Source organism: Amycolatopsis sp. (assembly GCF_025464955.1).
In the GTDB taxonomy this organism is placed as follows: domain Bacteria; phylum Actinomycetota; class Actinomycetes; order Mycobacteriales; family Pseudonocardiaceae; genus Amycolatopsis.
Window position 1 is genome coordinate 131,709 of record NZ_JAODNM010000056.1, and the last position, 24,865, is coordinate 156,573.

Here is a 24,865-nt window from a genome sequence, read left to right on the forward strand (position 1 = left end):
CAACACGGGGCGATCTTGCTGCCCCGGGACGGTAGACAGGCCTATGCTCTCCTCGCAAGCGTTTGCGCAAACGCTTGCGAGTGAACTGCTGAGGAGAAGGTCGTTATGCCGGCGCCGAAGTCGTCCCGTCCGACCCAACGCGACATCGCCGAGATCGCCGGGGTTTCGATCACCACCGTGTCACACGTGGTCAACGGCACGCGAGCGGTGGCCGAAGAAACCAAGGCCGCGGTGCTGCGGGCGATCGAAACCACCGGCTACACCGGCGACGCGATCGCCCGCTCGCTGGTCACCGGCGGCACCAGGACGCTCGGCGTCGCGATCTCGCTGGTGGCCAATCCGTACTTCGCGGCGTTGATGCAGGCCATCGAACGCGAAGCGGCCAACGCCGGATACACGATCCTGCTCGCCGATACCCATGACGCCGTCGACACCGAACGCGCGACCGTGCGGACATTGCGCTCCCGCCGCGTCGACGGCTTGCTGCTGACCCCGGCGCCCGGCGACGGCTCGGTGATCAGCGAACTGGTGGCGCTCGACGTGCCGACCGTGCTCGTCGACCGGGTGGCCACGCGCGGCGACGTCGACCAGATCGGTGCCGAGAACATCCAAGCCACGTCGGCGCTGACCGCGCATCTCGCGTCGCTCGGGCATCGGCGGATCGGCATGATCAGCGGCGCTCCCGGGCTGAGCACCAGCGAGGAGCGGACGCTCGGCTACCGGCTCGGGCTTGGCCGCGCGGGGCTGACGTGGACCGACGAGCTCGTCGCCTGCGGGCAGTCTTCGCGCGACGGCGGCGCGCTGGCGTTGAGCACGCTGTTCGCGTTGCCGGAGCCGCCGAGCGCGTTGGTGGTGGGGAACGATTCGATGATGGTCGGGGTGCTGCACGAAGCGCGGCGACGCGGGATGCGCATCGGACACGACCTGCCGGTGGTGGTCTACGACGACGTCGAATGGGCCGACCTCGTCGACCCGCCGCTGACGACGATGGCGCAGCCGATCGAGGAGATCGGGCGGCAGGCCGTCCGGCTGCTGCTCGCGCGGATCGCCGATCCCGAGCGGAAGCCGGAAACCGTGCGGCTTGCACCGACTTTACGTCACAGAGCGTCGTGTGGGTGCCCACACGTTCACCCACAAAGCTGATTCTCGGCACCGGTCCACCGCGCACTACGAAATGACACCCGAATAGGCGTTACCTTCTTCCTTACCAGCGAGTAGGGGCAGAGGGAATGACCGCACTGTTACCGGAATTGCCCTTGGTGGGCAACCAACTCTCCAGCCTGCCCGGCCCCTGCCGGTTCGGCGTGGCGATGGCTACAGAAGCCGGTCCGAACGCGGTCAAAATGTTGAAAGCCATCCGGTCGGCGGCCGCCGAGGCCGGTTGCGCGATCACGGTGTCCGAGACGGGTGACAGCGTCAGCGAAGAGGCCGCGGTGATCCGCGCGCTGCGCGCCGACCGTGTCGACGGGGTGCTGCTGGTGCCGTCCGCCGGTGATGACGCGATCGTCAACGGGCTCGTCCGGATGGGCGTGCCGACGGTGCTGGTGGACCGGATGGCCGGCCGCAACGACGTCGATCAGGTCGGCGGGGAGAACATCCAGGCCATGTGCACGCTGGTCCGCCACCTCGCCGACCGGCGGCACCGCAAGATCGCGCTGATCTCCGGCGAGCCGGGGCTGACCACCAGCGACGAACGCACTCTCGGCTATCGGCTCGGCCTCGGCCGCTCGGGCCTGCGGTGGAACGCGAGCCTGGTCGAGTGCGGCCAGTCGACGCCGGCGGGCGCGGCCGCGGCGGCCGGGCGGCTCCTGGACAGCTGGCCGTCGCCGACGGCTCTGGTCGTCGCGAGCGAAGCGATGATGATCGGCGTGCAGTACGAGGTCCACCGGCGCGGGATCCGCATCGGGTCGGAGCTCGCCGTCGTCGGCTACGGCGACATGCCATGGGCGTCGACCGTCGAGTCGCCGCTGACCACGATGGCTCAGCCGATCCCCGAAATCGGCCGCAAAGCCGTGCACCTGCTGCTGACCCGCATCGCCGACCCCGAACGCCGCCCGGAGACCGTCCGCCTCGCCCCCCGCTTCCTGCACCGCGCCTCTTGCGGCTGCTAAGCGCTTGCGGGCACCGGACGGCGCGCGGTTCTGGATGCGGCGGCCGACGGCGAGCCAGTGAGCGGCGATCACCACGAAGCTGACCGCGAAGGCCAGATACTCTTTGCTGTGGGCGGCCACCGAAGTCAGCATGGCGCCGGTGGTGCCGCCGGCGGGAACGGGGAGATCCAGCGCTAGCAAGGTGAGCGCGATCGCGGTCACCCCGTCGACGAGCATGGTGAGCCGCTCGATGGAGACCGCTCGCTCCTCGCCGGTCTCGTCGTCGGGTTGGTAGCCGGCATGTGTTGCCATGATGGGCACAGCTCCCGTGCGTCAGGCGGCGGTTGCCGCGACCGGCTGGGACATGGCCGCCAGTCGCCGGGACCGCACGGCCAGGATGATCATGACCGCCGGGATCAGGATGTCGTTGACGAGGACTCCGCCGGTGTTGCCGGGACCGTGGTCACCGTTGGCGAACCACTGGTAGACGTGGCCGGCGAAGGCTCCCCAGAGAAACATGCCGCCGCCGAGTCCGATGGTGATGCGCTCGCGCGCGGATGCCGAAGCGGCGCGGAAGCCCATGACGGCCAGTCCGAGGTTGGCGAAGGCGATCTCGAACAGGAAGGGCGTCCGGGGGAAGCCGATCGCGGTGGCCATGACGTCCGGGAAGGCGAGGAACGCGACGGTCATCCACAGGCTGCCGATGCCGAAGGCGCCGATGGCCCACCAGCGCTGCCAGATCTCCAGCCGCTCTTGGGATGACGTGGCGTGGCGGGCCCGTACGAAGGCGCCGATGGCCGGCACCAGGATCCAGACCAGGGGGAAGGCTGATTGGGCGAGGTAACTGAAGTTGTCCATGGCGTCAGTCTTGCATGGTTAATATTAACCATGCAACACTCAGGTGAGAGTGGCGGCGGCTTCGAGGAGGAGCCAGGCGCCGACCTGGACGGAAAGGTCGCGCGCGGGGTTGTCGGCGGGGACGGGGAGCGGCGGGGCGGGGTCGGACCATTCGGCGCTGAAGAGCGGGCCGCCGGGGGCGTCGACGGCGCCTTTCCAGCAGGCGTCGGCGGAGGCGAGGACGAGCGCGCGGGCGGTTGCCACTGCTGGACCAGCGGGGAGCTTCAGGGCGGCGAGGGCGAGGTAGCGAGCCAGGATTCCGGCGAACAGACCGCCGTCGGCATTGCCTTGGCCTCGCAGGATTCCGCCGGGAGCACAGTGTTCGGCAACGGCGTTTATAGTCCTTTGTGCACTGTCGACATCGGACACTTCCAAACAGGAACCGAGGAAGACGCCCTGACAGTAGGTGTAGATCATCTTGACGACCTCGCCAGTGTCGACACGGAGGCCGTCCCACACCAGGCCGGTGTCCGGGTCGACGAGGCAGGTGTTCATCCACTCGGTCAGCGCGCGGGCGTACTCGACATCGCCCTGTCGCGCGTGGAAGATCGACGCCGGGCCGTTCGACGGGACGTTCTTGAACCGATCGCCCTTCCGCCACCAGATCCCGCCGCCCGCGTCCGCTGTCCAGCCTTCGCGCAGCCGTGTGTCGATCGCCCCGAGTGGGCGTTCGACGTCAAGTCCGACAACGATTTTGACGCGTTGCAGCGCGAGCCCGAGCCATGCGATGTCGTCGTAGTACTCGTTGACCCACTGCCCGAAGTTGCGGACGTGCACGGTCTTGACGAACCTGCCGATCAGCTGCGCACGCTCTTGGGTGGGCGCGCGCAGCTGCGCGTCGACGAGGCAGTCGAGCAGGTGCGACTGCCACCAGTAGTTCCAATGCCAGTGCAGCCGCTGACCGACGCTGGGCGGCCAGCCGCTGCGTCCGAGCGCGGTACCGGGCAGCGCCCAGACCCGTCGGAGATGTCTTCCCAGTACCGCTTTTTCCGCCTGCTCCGCCGCTTCCGCCCACTCCACGCCCATCCCCCCATCCTGCCCGCCCGACACCCCAAGAGCACTTTTGTACAAAAGTGCCCACGCCCCGCTCGCAAGTCGCCGTCGAGTTGCGGTGGTGGCGGACGCCGGTGTGGGACTTGGCTCCGTCAGCGTGGGACTCGCCGCCCGGGAGCGTGGGACTCGCCGACAGTTACCAGGAGGTGGAGAGGTCGGCGTGTTGGCGGATCCAGGTGTGCATGACGATCCCGGCGGCGACGCCGGCGTTGATCGAGCGCGTGGTGCCGAACTGGGCGATCGACACGACCAGCGCGGCGGCCTGCTGCGCCTCGGCGGAGAGACCGGGGCCTTCCTGCCCGAACAGCAGCACGCAGTCACGCGGCAGTTCGGCGGTTTCCACGGGACGCGAGCCGGGGGTGTTGTCGACGGCGACGACGGCGAGCCCGCGTTCGGTGGCGTACTCGGTCAGGGTGGCCACGTCAGCGTGATGCTCGACGTGCTGGTAACGGTCCGTCACCATGGCGCCGCGCCTGTTCCACCGGCGCCGGCCGACGATGTGTACCGCGGCGGCCGCGAACGCGTTCGCCGTGCGGACGACCGTGCCGATGTTGTGGTCGTGCTGGAAGTTCTCGATCGCGACATGGAACGGGTGCCGTCGGGCATCGACGTCGGCCACGATCGCCGGGCGACGCCAGTAGCGGTACGCGTCGACGACGTTGCGCCTGTCGCCGTTCTCGAGCAGCTCCGGGTCGTACCGCTCGTCGGTCGGCCACGGCCCCTCCCAGGGGCCGACGCCTACCTCTTCACGGGTGATCCACTCGGTCGGACCACCCTCGGCTTCGGTCGCGACAGCAGTCTCGGCGTGGGGATCACTGGGTGCGGGCACCTGGTGATTCTCGCTCAGCCGAGGCTGGCCCAGCGCGTGGGTGCGTCCTGGTGCTGGTCCCGCTGACGCCAGCGCTGGATCGCGCCGATGTAGGAGATCACTACGATGGCCAGCGCGATGACCGCGACGACCGGCAGCATCGAGCGCGGGAACACCGTGTCGTACAGGTAGTACGCGTTGAACCCGCCCGGCAGGTCACCGAGCCCTTGCTGGTGGCGGAAGAAGTTCTCCAGCGCCGTCAGCGGGCACGGGATGGGGAAGACGTTGACCGCCACGCCCCAGATCGCGAAGAAGATGTGGACGAACAGGACCTTTGGCCAACGCCACGCCAGAAAGCCCCCGAACCCGATGAAAAGCAACGCCAGAATGTGCACCGCTACTGTGGCGTCGGCGAGAAACCCGGCCATACGCACCCCCTTTTCACGATCCCCCGATCGCTTTCACGGTACTCCGGTCAAGCTGAGAATCGCGCGGGAATTGATCGGTCGAGCGTGATGTTCAACCCAATGCGTAGCCCTGTTTACCCAGCGTATGGGCTTGGTGGCGGAGCCGGGGCCGATCTTGACCGGGGTGCGTCAGCGTGCCCGTGTGCCGGTTTTCGCCGTAAAGCGAAATTCGATCTTCACCGTTACGAATTCGAGATCCAGCGACTGGCGGAACCTCGGTAACCCGTGCTCTTCCACGCGCTCACGGATTTCCCCGAGGTCGGCGCCGGAATCCGCGACGACCCACAGGTGCAGCACCGCGGCCTCCCTCGGCCCGGATAGCGTCGCCGAGACGGAACTCACACCCGGGTAGCCACCGACTTCCGCGGTCAGGGGCCGGACCGCGATCGGGGTGTCGATCCGGGTCGTGCCAACGTCTGCGTCGGAGTCGAGACGCCAGGTGCCCGACTTCGGACGGCGGAAAGCCTGCGCCGCGAGCCAGCGCACGCAGAGCAGCCCGAGCAGGATCGCGGCCGCCGCTGCGGCGTAGAACGCCCAGGTGGGCGGACTGCCGGGCGTCGGGATCAAGGGACCGTCGCGGTCGACAACGCGCAGCCACTCGAACCGCGTCGCGAGCGCGAAACCGCCGGCAGCCAGCAACACGAGCCCGGTCAGCGCGAGCAATGTCCGGTTGAGCCGCGCCGGGCGGTTCGCTGTGGTCATGACGCCTTCCGTACCCGTACCCGCACCGACGGCCGGGCGAGCGGCGCGACCCGGTCGAGCCGAAGCTCGACGGCGGATCGCACCGCCTCCGCCAGCCCGTCGGTGCTCGTCCGATTCGTCCGAACCCGGGCGGTCACCTTCTTACGCCCCTGCTTCACTTTCGCGGCCGCCACACCGTCCACAGAGGACACCGCAATCCGCAGATTCCGGCCCAGACTCTGTCGCGATGCGCCCGCGTCGACATGCTCGCCCAGCTGAGTCAGCGGGAGGACGATCGCCCGACCCGGCACCACCGCGGCAGCCAGCAGCAGAAGCCCAGCCGCCACCGCGATACCGCCGCCCAGCGCGACCGGCCACTGTGTCCAGTTCACCCCGTGCACAGCGGCGGCGAACACCCGATAGCCGACCAGCGGCCGTTCGTCCACCAGGAACTGGATCGCGGAGACGGCCACCACGACACACACGGCCAGCACCACGAAAGCAACCAGCGAAGCCGGGAGACTCCGCCGCGAACGGCGGATCGCCGTGCTCATGCTCAGCCCCGATCCCGGCCGGCACCGACCAGCGCGGACAGGTCGAGCTTCCCATCCAGCCAGCGGCCGACGGCCAGGCCCAGCGCGCCGAGAACAAGCACGACGACAAAAGCGGTGAATCCGCCGAAAGCGGCGGCGAAACCGAGGGCGAGCCCAGTGACCAGCCCGATCCTGGCGGAGTTCATGGTGTGCCTCTCCTACTGGTCGGGGTTTACTGGACCCGGTCGGAAGCGGGCACAGCGTCGTCGTCGCTCGGGAGGTGCACGTCGGTGACGTAGATGTTGACCTCGACGACCTCGAGTCCGGTCATCTGCTCGATAGCGCTGATCACGTTGCGGCGCACCGAACGCGCAAGATCCACAATGGACACTCCGTACTCCACGAGCACCTGCAGATCGATGGCGGCCTGCTTCTCGCCGACCTCGACCGAGACACCGTGGCTCACACTCGCGCTGGCGCCCGGAATCCGCTCGCGGATCGCGCTGAGCGCCCGGCCCGCGCCGCCACCGAGGTCGTAGACCCCGTTGACTTCGCGGGCGGCGAGCCCCGCGATCTTCTGCACCACGGTGTCGGCGATCGTGGTGGAACCTTCCTTGGTCACCAGCGCCATTTCGGCGGGGACTGCTTTGGCGACGGCGACGGTCTTCTCGGCGGTGCTCATCGGACGGCTCCCTCATTCGCTTCGGTCTGCAACGGGGCTTCTGTGCCCCGTACCCCTACAGACAAAACGGAGGAAGAAAAGTCACGGCCCGGCGGTGTGACGCCGGACTCACTCCCGGTCGAACGCCGCGCCGTCGATATCGGTGACGACCAAGCGGAGCTTCGCCCGCGCCCACGGTGTGCCGTCGAGAACCGGACGCACCAGTTCGCTCGCCTGCTCCAGCAGCGGGCGCAGCGGCAGCCGCAACGCGATCACCCGGACCTGCACGACGTCGGCGCCGAGGTCGACGGCCATCCCCTCCCAGTCCCACGGGAGCCAAGCCCCGGACGGCTGGGCGATCGGGGTCGCCGGGCGCAGGCCGGCCACCGAGTTCACGGCGGAGAGGATCTTTTCGACGGCGGCCGCGGTCCCCGTCATCGCGAACCCGGCTCGATGTCCAAAATGGACACTGACACCTCGTCGACCTCGACCCCGGTCTTCTCGGCCACCGCGCGCGAAACAGCGCGCTGCACGGCCTGCCCCACCGCGGCCGCCTGATCGAGTGCGGACGTCACGACGTCGACCTGGACGCCGACGCGACCGTCGACAGTGCGCACCCGTACCCCTTCGGCAGGCGCGGGGTCGAGCCCCTTCCACCGCTGCCGAGTCGCGCGTGTCCACGCCGTTAGCAGGCCCTTCAAGCCCGGTTCCAACCGGACGACGCCGGGGGTGGCGGCGGCTGCCCGGGCGGCGACGCTCGCGATGACCGCGTCCGCGATCACGAACTCCGTCACCGGTTCGGTCACTGCGTCCAGCGTCATCACTCAACCTCGTAAATGTCGTCGACCACAAGATCGAGCCCGACCAGCCGCAGGCCGACCCTGGCCGCGGCCGCCGCGCTCACCCGTGCCCGTACCTGCGCCAACGCTTCGCCGCCCGACGCGTTCCCCATGCTCATCGCGAGGGTGAGTTCGACCTCGACCAGGCTTTCACCGGCCTCTCCGACGCCGACCGTGCGCACGCGGCAGCGCCGAGCCCTGACCCCGTCGACGGCGTCGGCCGCGAAGCGAAGCACGACCGCGACGGCCTGCTCGCTGACCTCGACGGTCCCGGGTTCCGACGTCGGCAGGCTCAACATCTGTCCGCGCCGGACCTCCGCGCGGACCGCGGACATGATGCGGCCCACGAGGTCCGGTGGCGGCTGCTCGGCCTCGGCGACCAGCTCCTTGGTGGCTTCATGCAGCGCGAGCAGGCTTTCCCTGGCTGTCCGGCAGTGCGGGCAGGTCAGTTCGTGCTCGTCGGCGAGCCCTTCGCCCACCGCGTCGAGCCGCTCCCAAACCTGGTCCAGGTTCCGCTTGCACGGCAGCTCGTAACCTTCTGTCGCCTGGTTCACCGCCATGGCTGCATCACCTCTGCCAACTGCGCGCGGGCCCGGGCTATCCGGCCCCGCACCGCGGTACTGCTCGTTTCCACGATCTCGCCGATCTCCTCGTAGGAGCGGCCGTGGACTTCGCGGAGCAGCCAGCAAGCCCGCTGCTCCGGTGTCAATTCCTGCAGTGCCTTCGTCAGCGCCGCCATCTGTTCGCTCACCTGCGCCGCGTGTTCCGGCTGGGCGTCGGCGCGCTGGGACACCTCGGCCTCGAGGTCGACGTCCACCTGCGGACGCCTGGCGCGGATGACGTTGAGACACCGGTTCGTCGTCGTCCGGTAGAGCCAGCCGACAAACGCCGCGTCCTCGATCAGTTGCGGCAGCCTGCGCCATGCCGTCAGGAAGACCTCCTGCACGACGTCCTCAGCGTCGCCGCGGTTGGCGAGCATGCGCGAGGCGAGCCGGAACATCGGCGCCTGGTACCTCAGCACCAACTGCTCGTACGCCCGCACGTCACCGTCGCGGGCACGGCTGACCAGCGTCGCGTCGTCGAGCGGCGTGCCCGGCTCCGCGTCTGTCGTCGTGGTCACGGCACCTCCCGACCACTAGGACACCGCTCACCGGAAAACGTCACGGGGTCATTGTCCGTGATCACGGTCACCCGGGCGAGTCCATGACAGCGAACGAACTACTCGAGCCCGAGGTCGTCCTTGCTCAGGAGGTAGCGGTACTCCAGGCCTTCGGCCTCGATGGCCTCGCGGGCGCCGGTGTCGCGGTCGACAATGGTCGCGACCCCGACGACGATGGCACCTTCCTCGCGGAGCGCGGCGACGGCGGCGAGTGGGCTGGCGCCGGTGGTGGTCGTGTCCTCGACCGCGAGCACCCGCTGGCCGCGGACCTCGGCGCCTTCGATCCGGCGCTGCATACCGTGCTGCTTGGCGGCCTTACGGACGACAAACGCGTCGAGCACCATCTCGTCGTCGGCCGCGGAGTGCAGCATCGCGAGCGCGACCGGGTCGGCACCGAGCGTGAGCCCGCCGACCGCTACGTACTCCCAGTCCGCGGTGAGCTGCCGCAGCAGGCGGCCGATGATCGGGGCCGCCGCGTGGTGCAGCGTCGCCCGCCGCATGTCGATGTAGTAGTCGGCTTCCCTGCCCGAGGACAGCGTCACCTTGCCGTGTACCACCGAAAGATCGGTGACCAGCCTGACCAGTTCGAGTTTCGCCGATTGATCCAACCCGGGGTTCGCCACGCCCGTGAGTTTGTCATACGCGCGGTCACTCACCCGACATCGCCGCGTCAGCCGGTCGTGTTCGGGTGGTCACCCAGGTGGGGACCAAGGTAGCGACCAGTGCGAGCGCCGTGACCGTTCCGGCCACCGCCAGGTAGATCCACAATGGACCGATCGGCAGCGGCGAGTCGTTCACCACCAGGCTGAACGGCACGATCGCGCCGGCCGAGACGATGGTGCCGGCCGCGCGGTGTCGGGCGTGCCACCGCCGAGCCGCAGGATGATCGTGTCGCCGACATGTTTGCCGAGGTCAGCCGCATAGGTGTCCGGTGTTCTGGTCGATCACGTCGACGACCCCATTCCACTGTGGCGGAACAGAATCCGGCCGTTCGATCACCTCGGTGTCCACTTCACTCTCCTTAACAACGTTAATCTCCGCTGATCACCAGGATCCACTTAATAGCGTTAAGCTTTCCAGGTTGAAGGAGGAAAATGGCACTGACCAGGCAGGACATCGCCCGAGCCGGACTACGGCTGCTCAACGAAGTCGGCCTGCACGGCCTCACCCTCCGGCTGATCGCGGACGACCTCGGGGTCAAAGCACCCGCGCTGTACTGGCATCTGAAGAACAAGCAGCAGCTGCTCGACGAGATGGCGACCCAGATGTACCGGGACGCCGAGCTGCCGGAGTCAGACGGGGACTGGGCCGACCTGCTGGCCGCCCGCGCCTGGGGGCTGCGCCGGATGATGCTCAGCTACCGCGACGGCGCGAAGGTCTACTCCGGCAGCTACTTCACCGACGAAGGATCACCCGCGGACGACACCCGCCGGCCGCTGACGGAAGCGGGTTTCGACGAACGCACCGCGTTCCGGGCGACCTTCACCCTGTACAGCTTCGTCATCGGCTTCACCACCGAAGAGCAGGCCGTCAACCCCGCGCCCGGCCAACGCGACGAGAGCTACCCCGAGTTGTTCGACGATACGGAAGCCCATTTCGCCGAGGGCGTGAAGATGCTGCTGCTGGGGATCCGGGCGTGGCTCAAGTGAGTGTCACGGGCGGCGGGCCGGCGTCGACGATTTCGAGGGACAGCTCCAGCGGGTCGAAGTGGATGAGGGATTCCATCCACCAGGTCATTCCGGCGTCGACGAGCGCGGCGAGATCGATGTCGTTCGGCTCGTTCCAGGCCGGGCTGGCGTTGCCCGCGACCGCGACGTCGAACGGCCGGTCGACCACCCCCACCGCGGCGACGATGTCCGCGACTTCGCCGGGCGACAAGGTGTGGTCGTCCGGATTGGGAAAGATGCCGTCGCAGCCCGCGGCGCGCTGGACAACCTTCGGATTGTTGGTGGAACTGGCCACCCAGACCGGAATGCGATGCGGTTCCGGCGCTGTCGCCTCCAGGGTGACGTCGTACTGCGGCCCGTCGTGCTGGTACGCCTGACCAGCCCACATACCGCGGACGATGTCGAGCCCCTCGTCGAACATGGCGGACCGCGTCGGGATGTCCTCCTGTTCGCCGAACCGGCTGAAGTCGCCTGACTCGTCGGAACCCAGGCCGGTGCCCAGGACGAACCGGCCACCGGACAGGCGACTCACCGTGGCGGCCTGGCGTGCGACGACCCACGGACGCCGACGCGCGAGCGGGGTCACCATCGGGCCGAGCAGGATCCGTTCGGTGGCTTGGGCGATCGCGCCCAACGTCGTCCAGGGATCGACGATCGGCATCGCGTCGGTCACCAGGTGATCCCACAGGAACACGCCGTCCCAGCCCGCTGCTTCGGCGCGAACCGCGAGGTCGACGAGCGCCGCGGGATCGCCGAAGGGACCGAACGGCGGCAGGTAGATGCCGTGGCGAACCGCTGGTGAGCGTTCCGGCCGGTCAGAACCGGCCGGGCCACTCACGAGATCTGACCAGGCACTCACGTGCGGCCGCGGCCGGAAAGACTGCCGCCGAAGCGGTTCACCAGCCCGCGCGGGATCAGTCGGCCGATCCCCACCAGAGCCTTGTACTGCAGGCTGGGGATCGAAATGTCCTTGCCGCGCCGCAGATCCGCGAGCGCTTCGGTGACGACCTGGTCGGCGGACAGCCAGAAGGACTTCGGCCCCGGTGTCCCCAGCCCCGCGCGCTCGTGGAACTCCGTCGTGGTGAATCCGGGGCACAGGGCCAACATCCGGATGCCCGGCGGCAGACCGGCGGCGATACCCTGGGAAAACGACGTGACCCAGTTCTTGCTGGCGGTGTACGTCGAGCCGCGGCCGGGGAAGAAGCCGGCAACACTGGACACGTTGATCACGTCACCGTGTCCGCGTTCGATCATCCCGGGGAGCGCGGCCCTGGTCAGCCGCAGCACGGCGGTGACGTTGACGTCGAGCTGATTCTGCAGCTGGTCGGCGGGGATCGTCCAGAACTCGCCGTTGAGCCCGAAGCCCGCGTTGTTGACCAGCAGCTCCACCGGCTCCCCCGCAAGCCGCTCCTCGACGGCAGCTCGTCCGTCCACAGTGGACAAATCAGCGGGCAGTACGTCCGCGGTGACACCGTGTCGATCGGAGAGCTCCGCAGCCAACGCGGTGAGCCTGTCCTTGTCCCGCGCGACGAGCACGAGGTCGTACCCCTCGGCGGCGAGCGTGCGGGCGAACTGGGCGCCGATGCCGGCTGTCGCTCCGGTGATCAGGGCGGTTGAGGTCATGCCCCACGGTACCGACAGAGTCAGTCGGCGGGGAGCCGACGGCGCTCTGCAACGCACCAAGCGCCACATCAGTCACACACGTACCAGCTGGTGAGGGCCCGACATGCAAGGGCGGATGACGGGAAGTACCGTTCCGCCATGGGTACGCACAGCAAGCCAAAAGCCGGCTACCTGCCCAAGGTCGCCGCCGGTGCCGCGCCGTTCGCCCTGCTCATCGCCGGTCCGGCCACGGCGTGGGCCGACCAGCCCTCGCTGCCGGTGCCGATCGATCACCAGCACAGCGGCTCATTCGACAAGGATCTGCGGGTCGACAGTACGGACATCGCCTCCGGTACGTCGTCGGTGCTGACCGGCTTCGCGACCGCGGCGAACAACGACATCTACACGGGCAGGTTCGGCGATCAGGTCGTCCAGGGGCTCGACCGGTCCACGCACCATCTGGAAACGGCGAACACCGCCCTCACCACACTCCCGCTGAACCCCGCGCAGGGGCAGATCGGCCCGTCCTCGCAGGACGGCCACCGGCTCGCGGTCTCCGATTCGCGGTACGACGCCATCAGGCTTCCCGGCGGCGTCGACGCGATCGGTGAGTTCGTGAACTCACCGCAGCTCGGCCTGGCCAGGACGACTGCGCTGACCAGCAACGACGGAAACCTGCACGCGGTTTCCGGGCTCGCCGGGAACGTGGGCCTGACCCACACCGACGGTTACGCCGTCGACCTCGGTGACCTCGCGTCGTTCGGCACTTCGTCGGAGCAGGACGGCAGTGGCTCGTTCACCGGTTTGCTCGACGTCGCACGCGGTGCCGACGGCTTGCTCACCTCGACGGTCTCCGACGGCGCCGACGTCGCGGCACATCAGTCCCACGCTGTCGGCGGGCACCTCGGACCGCTGTCAGCCGATACTTCGACCAGCCAGTCGGCCGACTCCGGTTATCGCGGGTCGATCAAGGGCCTGGTGTGGCCGAACGCGAAGTCCGTCGGCGGGTTCACCCGCGGCGGCGAGCTGTCGCTGGACACGAGCGAGACGCAGAGCCTCGGACTGGACCACGTGTTCCACATCGACGCCGGGCTGGCGACAAGCGCGAGCACGGCCGGCGGCGTGACGGAGGTGGCGAAGAACGGCGTGCCCGCCGCGCCCGCGACCACGCAAAACAGCCGTATCTCGCAGGACGGCCACCTCAGCGTGCAGCTCTTCGACCAGGCACCCGTCGGCGGCGGCCTGAAAATCACCGCGCCGCCGCTGCAGATCCAGCCGCAACACTAGGACTCCTGAGTGTTCCGGCCCCCGCCCGGGTGCGAGTGTCCCGCAGTGCTCAGCAACCGGCCTAAACGCTCACGCGTTTTCCTGGGGGGTGTGGACGTCGTCCATGGCGGCGATGTCGGCCTCGGCTGATCCGCCGGCGTCGGGTGTCCAGTGCCGCCCGCCGGCGCCGACCTCTTCGTCGAACGGGTCCACGATGTCCGCGATCTCGCCGAGGTCGCGTAGCAGCCGCTCGAGCCGCGACGGCCCGGCGTTCGGGACGACGCTGGCCAGCACCCACTCGTTCTCCAGCCACGCCACGCCGACGTCGCCACCGAGTGAGTCGGCCGCGTCGACCAGGTCCTGGGTGATGAGCGCGCGCGCTCCGGCGACGTCGTCGGCGAAGGCGTAGCGCTGACCGATCGGACCGAGCAGCTCCGGCATGCCTTCACGCTGGAACGGCACGCTGGCCAGCCACATCTCCAGCAGCACCGAGTGCACGCGGTTGCAGCGGACGGCCACGACCACGGTCGGGATCTGGCCGTTGACCTCGAGGTCGAAGATGAACACCGGACGGCGGCCGTCGGAGGTGAACGTCGAGCCGGCGACCACGTTGGCCGCGGCTTCGGCGCCGAAGTACCCCAGCGCACCACCGGACCACTGCCGAGGCAGCCGGTCGTCGGACTCCACGAACTGCCAGCCGCGGAGATTGGCCCAGCGCATCCGTTCCCGGTTGCGCGAACCTTCTCTCGTCCGGTCGGCAGCGAGCAACCCGAGCCCGGCCACCAACGCGACCGCGGCGACGACGAACCAGATCCACGCCGAAATACCCACGTGTCCAGCGTATCGTCCCGGCGACCCAGGTGACTCCCCCCTCGCCGTGTCGCCGGCCCCTGTTCGGGTTATTCACGCGTATCGGTTCCCGGATCAGGCGCGCGTGACGATCAGGGTGTCACTGCCGCCGAGCTCCGGAATGTCGACATGGACCGTGTCGCCGTCGAGGATCTCCCCGGCCAGCAGCGCCCTCGCGAGCTGGTCGCCGATCGCCGACTGCACGAGCCGCCGCAGCGGACGCGCGCCGTAGATCGGGTCGAAGCCGGTGAGCGCCAGCCACTCGCGAGCCGCGGGCGTGACCTCGAGGGTCAGCCTGCGCTTGCCGAGCCGGGTCGCCAGCCGATCGATCTGGATGTCCACAATGGACGCCAGCTGCTCGGCGCCGAGCGAGTGGAACACGACGATGTCGTCGAGCCGGTTGAGGAACTCCGGCTTGAATTGCCGCTGGACCACCTCGAGCACCGCGTCCCGCCGCTGCCGTTCGGTCAGCTGCGCGTCCGCGATGACCTGCGAACCGAGGTTCGAGGTGAGCACCAGGATGGTGTTCCGGAAGTCCACCGTACGGCCTTGGCCGTCGGTGAGCCTGCCGTCGTCGAGGACCTGCAGCAGCACGTCGAACACGTCCGGGTGCGCCTTCTCGACCTCGTCGAGCAGGACAACCGAGTACGGCCGACGCCGCACGGCTTCGGTGAGCTGCCCGCCCTGGTCGTAGCCGACGTAGCCGGGAGGCGCCCCGACGAGCCGGGCCACCGAGTGCTTCTCGGCGTACTCGCTCATGTCGATCCGGAGCATCGCCCGCTCGTCGTCGAACAGGAACCCGGCCAGCGCCTTCGCCAGCTCGGTCTTACCGACGCCGGTCGGCCCGAGGAACAGGAACGACCCGGTCGGCCGGTCGGGGTCGGCGACCCCGGCGCGCGTCCGGCGCACCGCGTCGGACACCACCTTGACGGCTTCGGCCTGGCCGATGACACGCCTGGTCAGCTCGTCCTCCATGCGCAGGAGCTTGCCGGTCTCGCCTTCGAGCAGCCTGCCCGCCGGGATCCCGGTCCACGCGCTCACGACGTCCGCGACGTCGTCGGCGCCGACCTCCTCCTTGAGCATCAGCTGCTCCTTGGAGGTCGCCTCGCTGGCGGCGGTGGCCGCGTCGAACTCCTTCTCCAGCGCCGGGATCCGGCCGTAGCGCAGCTCGGCCGCGCGACCGAGATCGCCGTCTCGTTCCGCGCGCTCGGACTCGCCGCGGAGCTGTTCGAGCTCCTCTTTGAGGTCGCGGACACGTTCGATCGAGACCTTCTCGTTCTGCCAGCGCGCGGTCAGCGCGGTGAGCAGCTCACGCCGCTCGGCCAGCTCCGCGCGCAACGCCGTGAGCCGCTGCTTCGAGGCCGGGTCGTCCTCTTTGGACAGTGCCATCTCCTCGATCTCCAGCCGGCGCACGACCCGCTCCACCTCATCGATCTCGACGGGCCGGGAGTCGATCTCCATACGCAGCCGGGAACCGGCCTCGTCGACCAGGTCGATCGCCTTGTCCGGCAGGAACCGGGCGGTGATGTACCGGTCCGACAGGGTCGCGGCGGCGACCAGAGCGGCGTCGGTGATGCGGACACCGTGGTGCACCTCGTAGCGCTCCTTGAGCCCACGCAGGATGCCGATGGTGTCCTCGACCGACGGCTCGCCGACGAACACCTGCTGGAAACGGCGTTCCAGCGCGGCGTCCTTCTCGATGTGCTGGCGGTACTCGTCGAGCGTGGTCGCACCGACCATCCGCAGCTCACCGCGGGCGAGCATCGGCTTGATCATGTTGCCGGCGTCCATCGCGCCTTCACCGGTCGCGCCGGCGCCGACGATCGTGTGCAGCTCGTCGATGAACGTGATGACCTGGCCGGCGGAGTCGGTGATCTCCTTGAGGACGGCCTTCAGCCGCTCCTCGAACTCACCGCGAAACTTCGCGCCGGCAACCATGGAACCGAGGTCGAGCGCGACGACCCGCTTGCCGCGCAGCGACTCGGGGACGTCACCCGCGATGATCCGCTGGGCGAGCCCCTCGACGATGGCCGTTTTGCCGACGCCGGGCTCCCCGATCAGCACCGGGTTGTTCTTGGTGCGCCGCGACAGAACCTGCACTACGCGGCGGATCTCGGTGTCACGGCCGATGACCGGGTCGAGCTCACCGGCGCGGGCGCGGTCGGTCAGGTCGACGCCGTACTTCTCCAGCGCCTTGAACGTGCTCTCCGGGTCCGGGCTGGTGATCCGGGCCGAGCCGCGGACCTTCTCGAACGCGTCGCGGAGCGCGTCCGCGTTCGCACCATGCCGCTTCAGCAGGTCGGCGACAGCGCCGCCTTCAGTGGCGAGGCCGACGAGCAGGTGCTCGGTCGAGACGTACTCGTCGCCCAGATCGGTGGCGAGCTTCTGCGCAAAGCTCAGCGACTTGACGGCGTTGGTGTCGAACTGCGGGCTCGACACCGTGGCACCAGTGGCAGACGGCAGCGAGTGCGTGATCGGCTCGAGCTCCTTGCGGACCTGCTCGGGATCGGCACCGACCGCGGTCAGGAGCGGTGCGGTGAGCCCCTCGCCCTGCTCGAGCAGAGCACTCAGCAGGTGCGACGCCGCGACGTGCGGGTTGCCGGCCATCGTGGCCGCCTGCGCCGCCGAGGAGATCGCCTGCTGGGTCTTCGTGGTCGGGTTGAAAGCGTCCATCCCTCACCTCTGGTTGAAAAATTCCTGGTGACAGGGCCCTATGATCCCCCGTCGACAGGTACAACGTCAGGAAAGTTGAGTCTGTTCCGCTCAACTTTGAAACCAACGCGCCGAGCCTCCGCGCGTCTGACCATCATGGCCGAAACCACCCGTTATCTGCGCCTCACCCGACACGGTGAAGCCACCCTCGACGGGACAGGTCTGACGGACCTCGGCCGAGCGGCGAGTCTGAAGAGTTCAGCCAGGAGCGTTGCAAGGAGCCCGAGTGCCGAGCGAGAGCCGGAGGTCCGAGTTCATCTCCGCCAGCCGGTCGGACAGGTCCGCTATGCGCCCTTCATCCCAGTCGCCGAGCGCCGTAGACATGAACTCCAGGTACAGCCTGCGCCACTTCGCCAGTTCGCGCGCGCCCTTCTCGGAGACCCGGATCAGCGACGCGCGACCGTCTTCGGGGGCCGGGCGGCGCTCGATCAACCCGGCCGCGGAGAGCTGGGCGATCTGCCTGCTGATCACCGAGGTGTCCACCATCCGGCGCTTGGCCAGCTCAGACGGCCTCGCCTCGCCGTGCTTGGCCAAGTCGGACAGCAGCATGCCGGCTGCCGGGTGCATGCTCTCGTCGCCTTGCCAAACCTGCGAGATCCAAGCGTTCTGCAGTTGTGAAGCCAACTTCAGTTGACGCATCAGCTCGAGGCGGACCTCGTCGGTTGAGCTCATCGCTGTCCTACTCCCATTTGGTTGCGCCATACAACTATAAGTCCGGATGGCTCGCTCGGCAGCCTTCGGCGCGGGTGAGCTGCCACACCCGGCTTTCTCGAATACACCCGTCCGGAGCAACCATGCGGGCAAAAGGGTCCCGTCCGGCTAGTCTTCGGGCAACCCGAAACCCCCGGGCCCCTGGCGTGCGTTTGGCAGGAAAGGCGGAATACTCGTGAATTTTCGCGCATGCTCCGCATACACCGACCCGCCGCGCGGAAGCCACCCCGTCCCGCCCGCACGTGAATAAATCGGAATCGACCCTTGGTACGCGACACCCCACCCGAAACTCGGACCACCTGATGACGGCCGACGCGGTCAGCCCGCTGCCCCGGTCGTCGCACCATCGGGAAGCCCCGCCCGCCGTCACCGCGATGGTGCGGCTGATCCGGGACGCCTGGATGAAGGCCGAGCCGTACACCCCCGAGATCTCGCAGTTCTTCTACGGGATGCTGTTCACCCTCGCGCCCGCGACCCGCGACTTCTTCCCGATCAACATGGAAGTGCAGCGGGGCAGGCTCGTCCGCGCGCTCGTGCACATCGTCCAGATGGTCGACCGGCCCGACGACCTCGTGCCGTTCTTGCGTCAGCTGGGCCGCGACCACCGCAAGTTCGGCGTGATCCCCCGCCACTACGAAGCCGTCGGCACCGCGCTGCTCGCCGCGTTGAAAAACCAGCTCGGCCCGGACTGGACCCCCGAGGTCGAGCGCGCGTGGGCCGAAGCCTTCACGATCGTCGCGCGCGCGATGCAGGAAGCCGCCGCGTCCGACACGAACCCGGCGTCGTGGTCCGCCACCGTCGTCGAGCATCGCCGGCTCTCCTGGGACCTCGCGCTCGTCCGCCTGCAGCCCGACCAGCCCGTGCCGTACCTGCCGGGGCAGTACATGAGCGTCGAAGTGCCCCAGCGGCCGCGCCTGTGGCGGTACCTTTCGCCGGCCAACGCCCCGCGCGAGGACGGCGGCATGGAGTTCCACGTCCGCGCGGTCGACGGTGGCTGGGTGTCCAGGGCGATCGTCAGCCACACCCAGCTCGGCGACGTCTGGCGCTTCGGCCCGCCGCTGGGCCGCCTCAAGGTGGACCGCGAGTCCGGTCGCGACGTGCTGATGATCGCCGGCGGCACGGGGATCGCCCCGCTCAGCTCGATCCTCGACAACCTCGCGCAGTGGGGCGACAACCCGTCTGTGCAGGTGTTCTACGGCGGACCGGGCCGCGAAGACCTCTACGACCTCGAGCAGCTGCGGGCGCTTGCGGCGACCAACCCCTGGCTGACGGTCGTGCCGGTGGTCGAGCGCGGACAGCCCACGGCGGGGTTCGAACTCGGCACGCTGCCCGAAGCGGTCACCCGCCACGGCGCTTGGCCGAAACACGACGTGCTGGTCTCCGGCTCGCCGTCGATGATCCGCGCGACGGTGTCGCGCATGCTCGTCGCCGGCAGCGCGCTGGACCAGATCAAGTACGACCCGTTCACGATCGACTGATTCCAGCCGCTTTCGCCGGTATTCCCCAGGTTGACCGTTACCCCGTTACCCCGGTATTCGGGGTACACGGTAACGCTATTCCCAGCTCACGCACGAAGTCGATCATTTGCGCATCCGGCCGATCGATAACTTGATCTTTATAGAGCTTCTTGACGTATCCGCAATTGCTGTGCATGTGCTCTCCGTTAGAGCCAGGTAACTCAGAAGCTCCACTGCCACAAGGATCTTCGCGAACCGATCGCCGAAAACACAGGCATTCACCGCACATTGCTCCGTTCGAGGCATTTTATCGGAGCCGGTATCCAAACGGCGATACCCGCATTACAGTCGAGCACTCTCGGGGACCACCAACAACCCACCGGACAATCACCAGCGGTCCGGTCTTATGGGAGATCACGGCTCACCGATGACTGCTGAATCAGTAAAGTCCGACTCCGCACTCGTGCCGCTTCCGGTCATTCCCGGCGGCCGCGAGATGGCGCAGTTGATCCGCGAAAGCTTCGCCGCCGTGGAAGCACGGGCGCAGGAGCTGTCCCAGTACTTCTACGGTGCGCTGTTCGTCATCGCGCCGGACACCAGGAACCTGTTCCCGGTCAACATGACGACCCAGCGTGACCGCCTGTTGCGGGCGCTCGTGTACGTCGTGCAGATGGTCGACCGGCCCGATGAGCTCGTCACGTTCCTGGGCCAACTCGGGCGCGACCACCGCAAGTTCGACGTGCTGGCCAGGCACTACGACGCCGTGGGCATGGCGCTGATTTCCGCGCTCAAGCGGTTCCTCGGGAAACGCTGGACCACCGACGTCGAAATCGCCTGGACCACCGCTTACGGCCTGATCGCGAAGACCATGCGCGAGTCGGCCGCCGCCGCGACCGGCCCCGCGTGGTGGTGGGCGACGGTGACCGGGCACAAGCGCATCGGCAACGACCTCGCGATGGTCCTGGTGCGGCCCGAATGGTTGTTTCCGTACCGCGCGGGAAACTACGTGAGCGTCGAGATTCCGCAGCGGCGGCGGTTGTGGCGGTACCTGTCACCGGCCAACGCGCCGCGTGAGGACGGCACGATCGAGTTCCACGTTCGCGCGGTCGAAGGTGGCTGGGTGAGCCGGCCAATCGTGCATAACACGCGGGTCGGCGACGTCTGGCGGCTCGGCCCCGCGCTCGGCGCGCTCAGCGTCCACCATGCGGAAGGGCTGAAGCTGCTGATGATCGGCGGCGGGACCGGTCTCGCGCCACTGATGTCGATCCTCGAGGACCTGACCCGCTGGAAACGCAATCCGTCGGTTCAACTGTTCTTCGGCGGACGCGAGCCCGAGGACCTTTACGCCCTCGAACGGTTGCGAACACTCGAAGCGCTGTGTCCATGGCTGACCGTCACGCCGGTCACCGAGAAGGCCACCGTCAGCGGCGGCTATCAGGGGACGCTGGTCAAGGCGGTCACCCAGTCCGGGAAGTGGACCGAGCACCAGATCCTCGTGTCCGGTTCGCCGGAAATGATCCGGGTGACCATCGCGCAGCTGCTCGACGGCGGCGCCGACCTCTCGAAGATCAGCTACGACCCGTTCACCCTGGACTGATCGGGCTTCTTGGCCGTGACGTAGGCGACCGCCATCCGGTCCTGCCGGGTCCCGCCTTCGAACTGCGGGCGCAGGCGGGCGGACAGCCGCGCGACCTCATCCGGGCTGAGTGCCTGGTGCATGGCTTCGCCGAGGGTGGGGATGCGAGGGTTCCCCGCGCTGCGCAAGGCCGCCTCCCACGACGCCGAGACGTGCTTGCGGATGTCGGCGTCGAGGCGAAGATGGATGTCGTCGAAACCGGCCTGCTCGGCCTGTCGAAGCAGGTCACGCTCGTCGAAGTCGAGCATCGGATCGGTGTCGCGCGGCTGGATGGCCTCGTACACCGCACGCACCTTTGCCGCGAGATCGGTGACACCGTCGACATTGCAGCCGACGAACCGGCCGTCGGGCGAAGCCGCGAAGCGGTTGATCGGCTCGAAGATCGAGAGGCGCCCGCCGGGGCGCAGCACGCGGAAGAACTCGGCAAAAGAGTCCGCTTTCGCCGGTTCGTAGATGAGCACCGAGCGGACCGTGACCGCGTCGACACTCATCCCGGCGACCTCACCGAGCTCACTCGCCGGCGCCTGGACGAACCGGCAGCGGTCCGTCAACTCGAGCTCGGCGGCCAGCTCGTGACACCGCGCGAGCAGATCGGCGGAGACGTCGCTGAAGATCACCAAGCCGGACGGCCCGACCACCTGCGCCGCGGCGAACGCGATCAACCCGTCACCGCAGCCGACGTCGAGAACCGTGTCACCGACCGACAACCCGGCATTCCGGACGACCCGGTCCCGGATCGGCGCGAGGTACTCCAACGTGCGTCGCAGCTGCTCAGGATCGCCACCGTGGCGGCGCCGCGAGAACCACGCGGCCCACTGGTCTTCCTCGGGAACGGTCACTTGGCCCTCTCCCGACGGACGCGCGGGATGCCTGTCCGAGCGGCTATCGTTTGCCCATGGAGATGCGAGTACCGGTTTCGGACGGCACCATCGAAGGGTATCTGGCGGAGCCGCAGGGCCCCGGCCCTCATCCTGGGATCGTGGTCATCCACGACCTGTTCGGCCTCAGCAAGGACGCGCGGACCATCACCGACCGGTTCGCCACCGACGGCTACCTGGCGCTCAGCCCCAACATGTACTCGCGCGGCGGTCTGGTCCGCTGCGTCAAGTCGGTGTTCACGCAGCTGTTCGCCCGCACCGGCCGGGCGTTCGACGACATCGAGGCGTCACGGAAGGTCCTCACCGACCGGACGGACTGCACCGGCAAGATCGGCATTGTCGGGTTCTGCATGGGCGGCGGCTTCGCGCTCGTCGCCGCGGCCCGCGAGTTCGACGCGTCGGCGCCCTACTACGGCGCGATGCCGAAGGACCTGGCCGCGACCCTCGAAGGCGCGTGTCCAATCGTCGCGAGCTACGGCCAGAAGGACTTCAGCCTCAAGGGCGCCGCGGACACCCTCACTGCCGAACTCGAACAGCGCGAGATCCCCCACGACGTCAAGGAGTACCCGGGCGCCGGCCACGGTTTCGCGAACCAGATCATGCCGCCGCCGTTCAACACCCTGCGCAAGTTCGTCGGCATGAGCTACGACGCCGAAGCCACCGAAGACGCCTGGCAGCGCGTCGACGCCTTCTTCCAAGAACACCTGAAGTAACGGGCACTCCACCATCACGCAACTCGCCGTCGACTTGCGGTCTCTTAGAAACTAAGACACCCCACAAAGCGCAAAAGTGCGACGCCGGTGACCGCAACTCGACGATCTGAACACGGGAGTTCGCGATCTGTGCACGGGAGTTGGCCGTGCCACGCCAGATGTCCGTTTCGCAAGTCGACGGCGAGTTGCGAGGGAAACGGCCCGCTCGGCCGCCCACGGACACGAAGCAACGGGCACTTTTGTGCCTTTGTGCCCTCGCTAAGTACTAAGGCAGGGCACTTTTGTACAAAAGTGGCTCTTGTGTCGTATGTGTGGGTCCGCGACGCCTCAGTGGTGTCGGTGTGGCTGGTGAGGTTCCTGAGGTCAGCGGTGTGGTCGGCTGGTGGTGACTGTGGGACTCGTCGGCGTGAACGTGGGACTCGCCGGGCCGGAGTGTGGGACTCGCCGATGTGCTGTGCGAGTCCCACGTTCAGCGAGGGCGAGTTCCACAGTCAGACCGGCGAGTCCCACACCAGCACCCACACATACGACCGAAGAGCCACAAAAGTGCCCTGCTTTGATCGCAACTTAGCGGCGTTTGGGTTTCCAGACGACGAGGGCGGTTTGCCGGTGCAGGGGAACCAGGTCCTTGCGGTAGGAGGCGTGTACCGCGGCGGTGGCGCGCTCTGCGGCCGCGTAGGTGGCGTCGAGCTCTTCGGTCAGCTCGATCAGGCGAGCCTGCAGCGCGTCGACCTGGTTCTCCAGGTCGATGATGCGCTTGATGCCCGCCAGGTTCACACCGTCCTCTTGGGACAGTCGCTGCACCTCGCGGAGCAACGCGATGTCCCGCATCGAATACCGGCGGCCGCCGCCCGAAGTCCGGCCGGGCGAGACCAGGCCCAGCCGGTCGTACGAGCGCAGGGTCTGCGCGTGCAGGCCGGAGAGTTGGGCGGCGACCGAAATCACGAATACCGGCATGTCTTCGTCGGCACCTGGCTGGTTCCCACCGAACATGACGCTTACCGGCCTTTCAACAGCTCTGTGATCTCCGGTCGCGGGTCGTTGCCGGACACGACCGAGGCGTAGGCCTCCAGCGCTTCCTTCGCCTTTTCGTCCAATGTGGACGGCACGGCCGCCTGCAGGGTCACCAGCAGGTCGCCCTGCGAGCCATCCCGCTTCGTGATGCCCTTGCCGCGCACGCGAAGCACGCGACCACTCGCCGTGCCCGACGGAACCTTGACCGAGACCTTGCCTTCGAGCGTGGGCACGGTGATCGTGCCGCCGAGGGCCAGTTCGGTGAACGACACCGGGACGGCGATCGTCAGGTCGAGGTTCTTGCGCCCGAACACCGTGTGCGGGGCGACATGCACGCGGACGTACAGGTCACCCGCGTGCGCTCCGCCCTTGCCGGGCTCGCCCTGGCCGGCCAGCCGAATCCGCTGGTCGTCGTTGACGCCGGGCGGGATCCGCACGGTCAGCGTGCGCTGCCTGCTGCTGATGCCTTCGCCATGGCACTCCGGGCACGGCTCGTCGATGATCGAGCCGCGGCCCCGGCAATCGGGGCACGGCTCGGAAAACGCGAACGAACCCTGACTGCGACTCACCAACCCGGACCCGCTGCAGGTCGGGCAGGTGTGCGGCGTGGTGCCGGGCTTGGCCCCGTTGCCACCGCAGGTGGCGCAGGTCGCCGGGCTCGACAGGCGCAGCGGCAGGGTCGCGCCCTTGACCGCCTCGGCGAAGTCGATACGGACATCGGTCTCGACGTCGGCGCCCCGCTGCGGACGCGGCGCGGCACCGGCGGCACCACCGCGACGGCCGAACAATCCGCCCAGGATGTCGCCGAGCCCACCGAAACCTCCGGCCTGGGCGCCGGCACCTTGACCGAAGATGTCAGTCGCGTCGAAGCCGCCGGTCTGGCCGCCGCCCGGAAAGCCGAACCCGCCGGCCCCACCGGAGCCGAACATGCGCTTGGCTTCGTCGTACTCCTTGCGCTTGGCCGTATCGGACAGGACGCCGTACGCCTCGGAGACCGACTTGAACTTCGCCTCGGCCTTGGTGTTGCCGCCGTTGGCGTCGGGGTGGTTCTCCTTCGCCAGCTTCCGGTACGCCTTCTTGATCTCGTCGGCGGTGGCGTCGGAGGAGACGCCCAGCTCACGGTAGAAGTCCTTGCCGACCCATTCCCTGGCACTCATCAGACGTCTCCTCCT

At 68.2% G+C, this 24,865-nt stretch carries 29 protein-coding genes and 1 pseudogene; 7 read left to right on the top strand and 23 right to left on the bottom strand.

Going from position 1 to position 24,865, the window contains the following annotated elements; translation table 11 throughout:
- Nucleotides 1–105 precede the first annotated feature (105 nt).
- Nucleotides 106–1,143 (top strand): LacI family DNA-binding transcriptional regulator, encoded by a 1,038-nt coding sequence (locus JWQ81_RS12250; RefSeq protein ID WP_297540745.1) that lies wholly within the window; start codon nucleotides 106–108, stop codon nucleotides 1,141–1,143.
- Between the two features lie 167 nt (nucleotides 1,144–1,310).
- The gene (locus JWQ81_RS12255; protein WP_366942284.1) at nucleotides 1,311–2,111 is read left to right on the top strand and encodes a substrate-binding domain-containing protein; all 801 of its coding nucleotides are present in this window, start codon (nucleotides 1,311–1,313) and stop codon (nucleotides 2,109–2,111) included.
- 99 nt (nucleotides 2,112–2,210) lie between these two features.
- Here the strand turns inward: JWQ81_RS12255 and JWQ81_RS44885 are convergent.
- The 15 genes and pseudogenes from JWQ81_RS44885 to JWQ81_RS12330 all read right to left on the bottom strand — a co-directional run.
- A pseudogene (locus JWQ81_RS44885) lies at nucleotides 2,211–2,402 on the bottom strand (TMEM175 family protein); the annotation flags it as partial.
- A gap of 21 nt (nucleotides 2,403–2,423) precedes the next feature.
- Entirely contained in the window at nucleotides 2,424–2,948 is a 525-nt protein-coding gene (locus JWQ81_RS12265) for a DUF6790 family protein (RefSeq protein WP_297540749.1), read from the bottom strand.
- Between the two features lie 39 nt (nucleotides 2,949–2,987).
- The gene (locus JWQ81_RS12270; protein ID WP_297540751.1) at nucleotides 2,988–4,013 is read right to left on the bottom strand and encodes a glycoside hydrolase family 76 protein; all 1,026 of its coding nucleotides are present in this window, start codon (nucleotides 4,011–4,013) and stop codon (nucleotides 2,988–2,990) included.
- Nucleotides 4,014–4,176: 163 nt separating this feature from the next.
- Entirely contained in the window at nucleotides 4,177–4,869 is a 693-nt protein-coding gene (locus JWQ81_RS12275) for an RNA methyltransferase (protein ID WP_297540753.1), read from the bottom strand.
- A gap of 14 nt (nucleotides 4,870–4,883) precedes the next feature.
- Nucleotides 4,884–5,276, bottom strand: a complete 393-nt coding sequence (locus JWQ81_RS12280; RefSeq protein WP_297540755.1) for a DUF2784 domain-containing protein — start codon at nucleotides 5,274–5,276, stop codon at nucleotides 4,884–4,886.
- 168 nt (nucleotides 5,277–5,444) lie between these two features.
- The gene (locus tag JWQ81_RS12285; protein ID WP_297540757.1) at nucleotides 5,445–6,017 is read right to left on the bottom strand and encodes an alkaline shock response membrane anchor protein AmaP; all 573 of its coding nucleotides are present in this window, start codon (nucleotides 6,015–6,017) and stop codon (nucleotides 5,445–5,447) included.
- Nucleotides 6,014–6,550: a DUF6286 domain-containing protein gene (locus tag JWQ81_RS12290; protein WP_297540759.1), complete on the bottom strand. Its 537-nt coding sequence runs from the start codon at nucleotides 6,548–6,550 to the stop codon at nucleotides 6,014–6,016. Before JWQ81_RS12290 ends, JWQ81_RS12285 begins: the two co-directional genes overlap by 4 nt.
- 2 nt (nucleotides 6,551–6,552) lie before the next feature.
- Nucleotides 6,553–6,735: a hypothetical protein gene (locus JWQ81_RS12295; RefSeq protein ID WP_297540761.1), complete on the bottom strand. Its 183-nt coding sequence runs from the start codon at nucleotides 6,733–6,735 to the stop codon at nucleotides 6,553–6,555.
- Nucleotides 6,736–6,761: 26 nt separating this feature from the next.
- Nucleotides 6,762–7,211: an Asp23/Gls24 family envelope stress response protein gene (locus JWQ81_RS12300; protein ID WP_297540763.1), complete on the bottom strand. Its 450-nt coding sequence runs from the start codon at nucleotides 7,209–7,211 to the stop codon at nucleotides 6,762–6,764.
- A 108-nt stretch (nucleotides 7,212–7,319) separates the two neighbouring features.
- A complete protein-coding gene (locus JWQ81_RS12305) occupies nucleotides 7,320–7,628 on the bottom strand; it encodes a hypothetical protein (RefSeq protein WP_297540765.1) in 309 nt (102 codons plus the stop codon).
- Complete coding sequence (locus JWQ81_RS12310) at nucleotides 7,625–8,011, bottom strand: Asp23/Gls24 family envelope stress response protein (RefSeq protein ID WP_297540767.1); 387 nt, start codon at nucleotides 8,009–8,011, stop codon at nucleotides 7,625–7,627. The genes JWQ81_RS12305 and JWQ81_RS12310 overlap by 4 nt, the downstream gene beginning before the upstream one ends.
- Entirely contained in the window at nucleotides 8,011–8,589 is a 579-nt protein-coding gene (locus JWQ81_RS12315) for an Asp23/Gls24 family envelope stress response protein (protein ID WP_297540769.1), read from the bottom strand. Before JWQ81_RS12315 ends, JWQ81_RS12310 begins: the two co-directional genes overlap by 1 nt.
- On the bottom strand, nucleotides 8,580–9,149 hold the full coding sequence (locus tag JWQ81_RS12320; RefSeq protein ID WP_297540771.1) for a sigma-70 family RNA polymerase sigma factor: 570 nt from the start codon (nucleotides 9,147–9,149) through the stop codon (nucleotides 8,580–8,582). The genes JWQ81_RS12315 and JWQ81_RS12320 overlap by 10 nt, the downstream gene beginning before the upstream one ends.
- Before the next feature lie 98 nt (nucleotides 9,150–9,247).
- The gene (pyrE, locus tag JWQ81_RS12325) at nucleotides 9,248–9,811 is read right to left on the bottom strand and encodes an orotate phosphoribosyltransferase (RefSeq protein ID WP_297540773.1); all 564 of its coding nucleotides are present in this window, start codon (nucleotides 9,809–9,811) and stop codon (nucleotides 9,248–9,250) included.
- Nucleotides 9,812–9,836: 25 nt separating this feature from the next.
- Nucleotides 9,837–10,004 (bottom strand): hypothetical protein, encoded by a 168-nt coding sequence (locus JWQ81_RS12330; protein ID WP_297540775.1) that lies wholly within the window; start codon nucleotides 10,002–10,004, stop codon nucleotides 9,837–9,839.
- A 278-nt stretch (nucleotides 10,005–10,282) separates the two neighbouring features.
- Between JWQ81_RS12330 and JWQ81_RS12335 the strand changes: the two genes are divergently transcribed.
- A complete protein-coding gene (locus JWQ81_RS12335; protein WP_297540777.1) occupies nucleotides 10,283–10,837 on the top strand; it encodes a TetR/AcrR family transcriptional regulator C-terminal domain-containing protein in 555 nt (184 codons plus the stop codon).
- On the opposite strand, the gene JWQ81_RS12340 is transcribed toward JWQ81_RS12335, so the two are convergent.
- Nucleotides 10,830–11,693 (bottom strand): LLM class flavin-dependent oxidoreductase, encoded by an 864-nt coding sequence (locus JWQ81_RS12340; protein WP_297540780.1) that lies wholly within the window; start codon nucleotides 11,691–11,693, stop codon nucleotides 10,830–10,832. The genes JWQ81_RS12335 and JWQ81_RS12340 overlap by 8 nt on opposite strands.
- Nucleotides 11,694–11,710: 17 nt before the next feature.
- Nucleotides 11,711–12,478 carry an SDR family oxidoreductase gene (locus tag JWQ81_RS12345; protein ID WP_297540782.1) on the bottom strand — a complete coding sequence of 256 codons (768 nt, stop codon included), beginning with the start codon at nucleotides 12,476–12,478 and terminating at the stop codon, nucleotides 11,711–11,713.
- Between the two features lie 138 nt (nucleotides 12,479–12,616).
- On the opposite strand from JWQ81_RS12345, the gene JWQ81_RS12350 reads away from it, so the two are divergent.
- The gene (locus JWQ81_RS12350) at nucleotides 12,617–13,744 is read left to right on the top strand and encodes a hypothetical protein (protein ID WP_297540784.1); all 1,128 of its coding nucleotides are present in this window, start codon (nucleotides 12,617–12,619) and stop codon (nucleotides 13,742–13,744) included.
- Between the two features lie 69 nt (nucleotides 13,745–13,813).
- Here JWQ81_RS12350 and JWQ81_RS12355 read toward each other — a convergent pair whose 3' ends face one another.
- From JWQ81_RS12355 to JWQ81_RS12365, 3 genes are all read right to left on the bottom strand, one after another.
- Nucleotides 13,814–14,554 (bottom strand): hypothetical protein, encoded by a 741-nt coding sequence (locus JWQ81_RS12355; protein WP_297540786.1) that lies wholly within the window; start codon nucleotides 14,552–14,554, stop codon nucleotides 13,814–13,816.
- 93 nt (nucleotides 14,555–14,647) lie between these two features.
- On the bottom strand, nucleotides 14,648–17,245 hold the full coding sequence (gene clpB / locus JWQ81_RS12360; RefSeq protein ID WP_297540788.1) for an ATP-dependent chaperone ClpB: 2,598 nt from the start codon (nucleotides 17,243–17,245) through the stop codon (nucleotides 14,648–14,650).
- Nucleotides 17,246–17,482: 237 nt separating this feature from the next.
- On the bottom strand, nucleotides 17,483–17,956 hold the full coding sequence (locus JWQ81_RS12365; RefSeq protein ID WP_297540790.1) for a MarR family winged helix-turn-helix transcriptional regulator: 474 nt from the start codon (nucleotides 17,954–17,956) through the stop codon (nucleotides 17,483–17,485).
- Nucleotides 17,957–18,297: 341 nt separating this feature from the next.
- On the opposite strand from JWQ81_RS12365, the gene JWQ81_RS12370 reads away from it, so the two are divergent.
- Both JWQ81_RS12370 and JWQ81_RS12375 read left to right on the top strand, forming a co-directional pair.
- Nucleotides 18,298–19,473 (top strand): globin domain-containing protein, encoded by a 1,176-nt coding sequence (locus JWQ81_RS12370; protein WP_297540792.1) that lies wholly within the window; start codon nucleotides 18,298–18,300, stop codon nucleotides 19,471–19,473.
- Nucleotides 19,474–19,948: 475 nt separating this feature from the next.
- Nucleotides 19,949–21,049, top strand: a complete 1,101-nt coding sequence (locus JWQ81_RS12375) for a globin domain-containing protein (protein WP_297540928.1) — start codon at nucleotides 19,949–19,951, stop codon at nucleotides 21,047–21,049.
- On the opposite strand, the gene JWQ81_RS12380 is transcribed toward JWQ81_RS12375, so the two are convergent.
- A complete protein-coding gene (locus JWQ81_RS12380) occupies nucleotides 21,025–21,927 on the bottom strand; it encodes a methyltransferase domain-containing protein (RefSeq protein ID WP_297540794.1) in 903 nt (300 codons plus the stop codon). The genes JWQ81_RS12375 and JWQ81_RS12380 overlap by 25 nt on opposite strands.
- 56 nt (nucleotides 21,928–21,983) lie before the next feature.
- Here JWQ81_RS12380 and JWQ81_RS12385 point away from each other — a divergent pair, with 56 nt between their 5' ends.
- Entirely contained in the window at nucleotides 21,984–22,679 is a 696-nt protein-coding gene (locus JWQ81_RS12385) for a dienelactone hydrolase family protein (RefSeq protein WP_297540796.1), read from the top strand.
- A gap of 567 nt (nucleotides 22,680–23,246) precedes the next feature.
- Here the strand turns inward: JWQ81_RS12385 and JWQ81_RS12390 are convergent.
- Together JWQ81_RS12390 and dnaJ are read right to left on the bottom strand one after the other, a co-directional pair.
- On the bottom strand, nucleotides 23,247–23,672 hold the full coding sequence (locus JWQ81_RS12390; protein WP_297540798.1) for a helix-turn-helix transcriptional regulator: 426 nt from the start codon (nucleotides 23,670–23,672) through the stop codon (nucleotides 23,247–23,249).
- A gap of 5 nt (nucleotides 23,673–23,677) precedes the next feature.
- On the bottom strand, nucleotides 23,678–24,850 hold the full coding sequence (dnaJ, locus tag JWQ81_RS12395) for a molecular chaperone DnaJ (RefSeq protein ID WP_297540800.1): 1,173 nt from the start codon (nucleotides 24,848–24,850) through the stop codon (nucleotides 23,678–23,680).
- Between the last annotated feature and the right edge of the window lie 15 nt (nucleotides 24,851–24,865).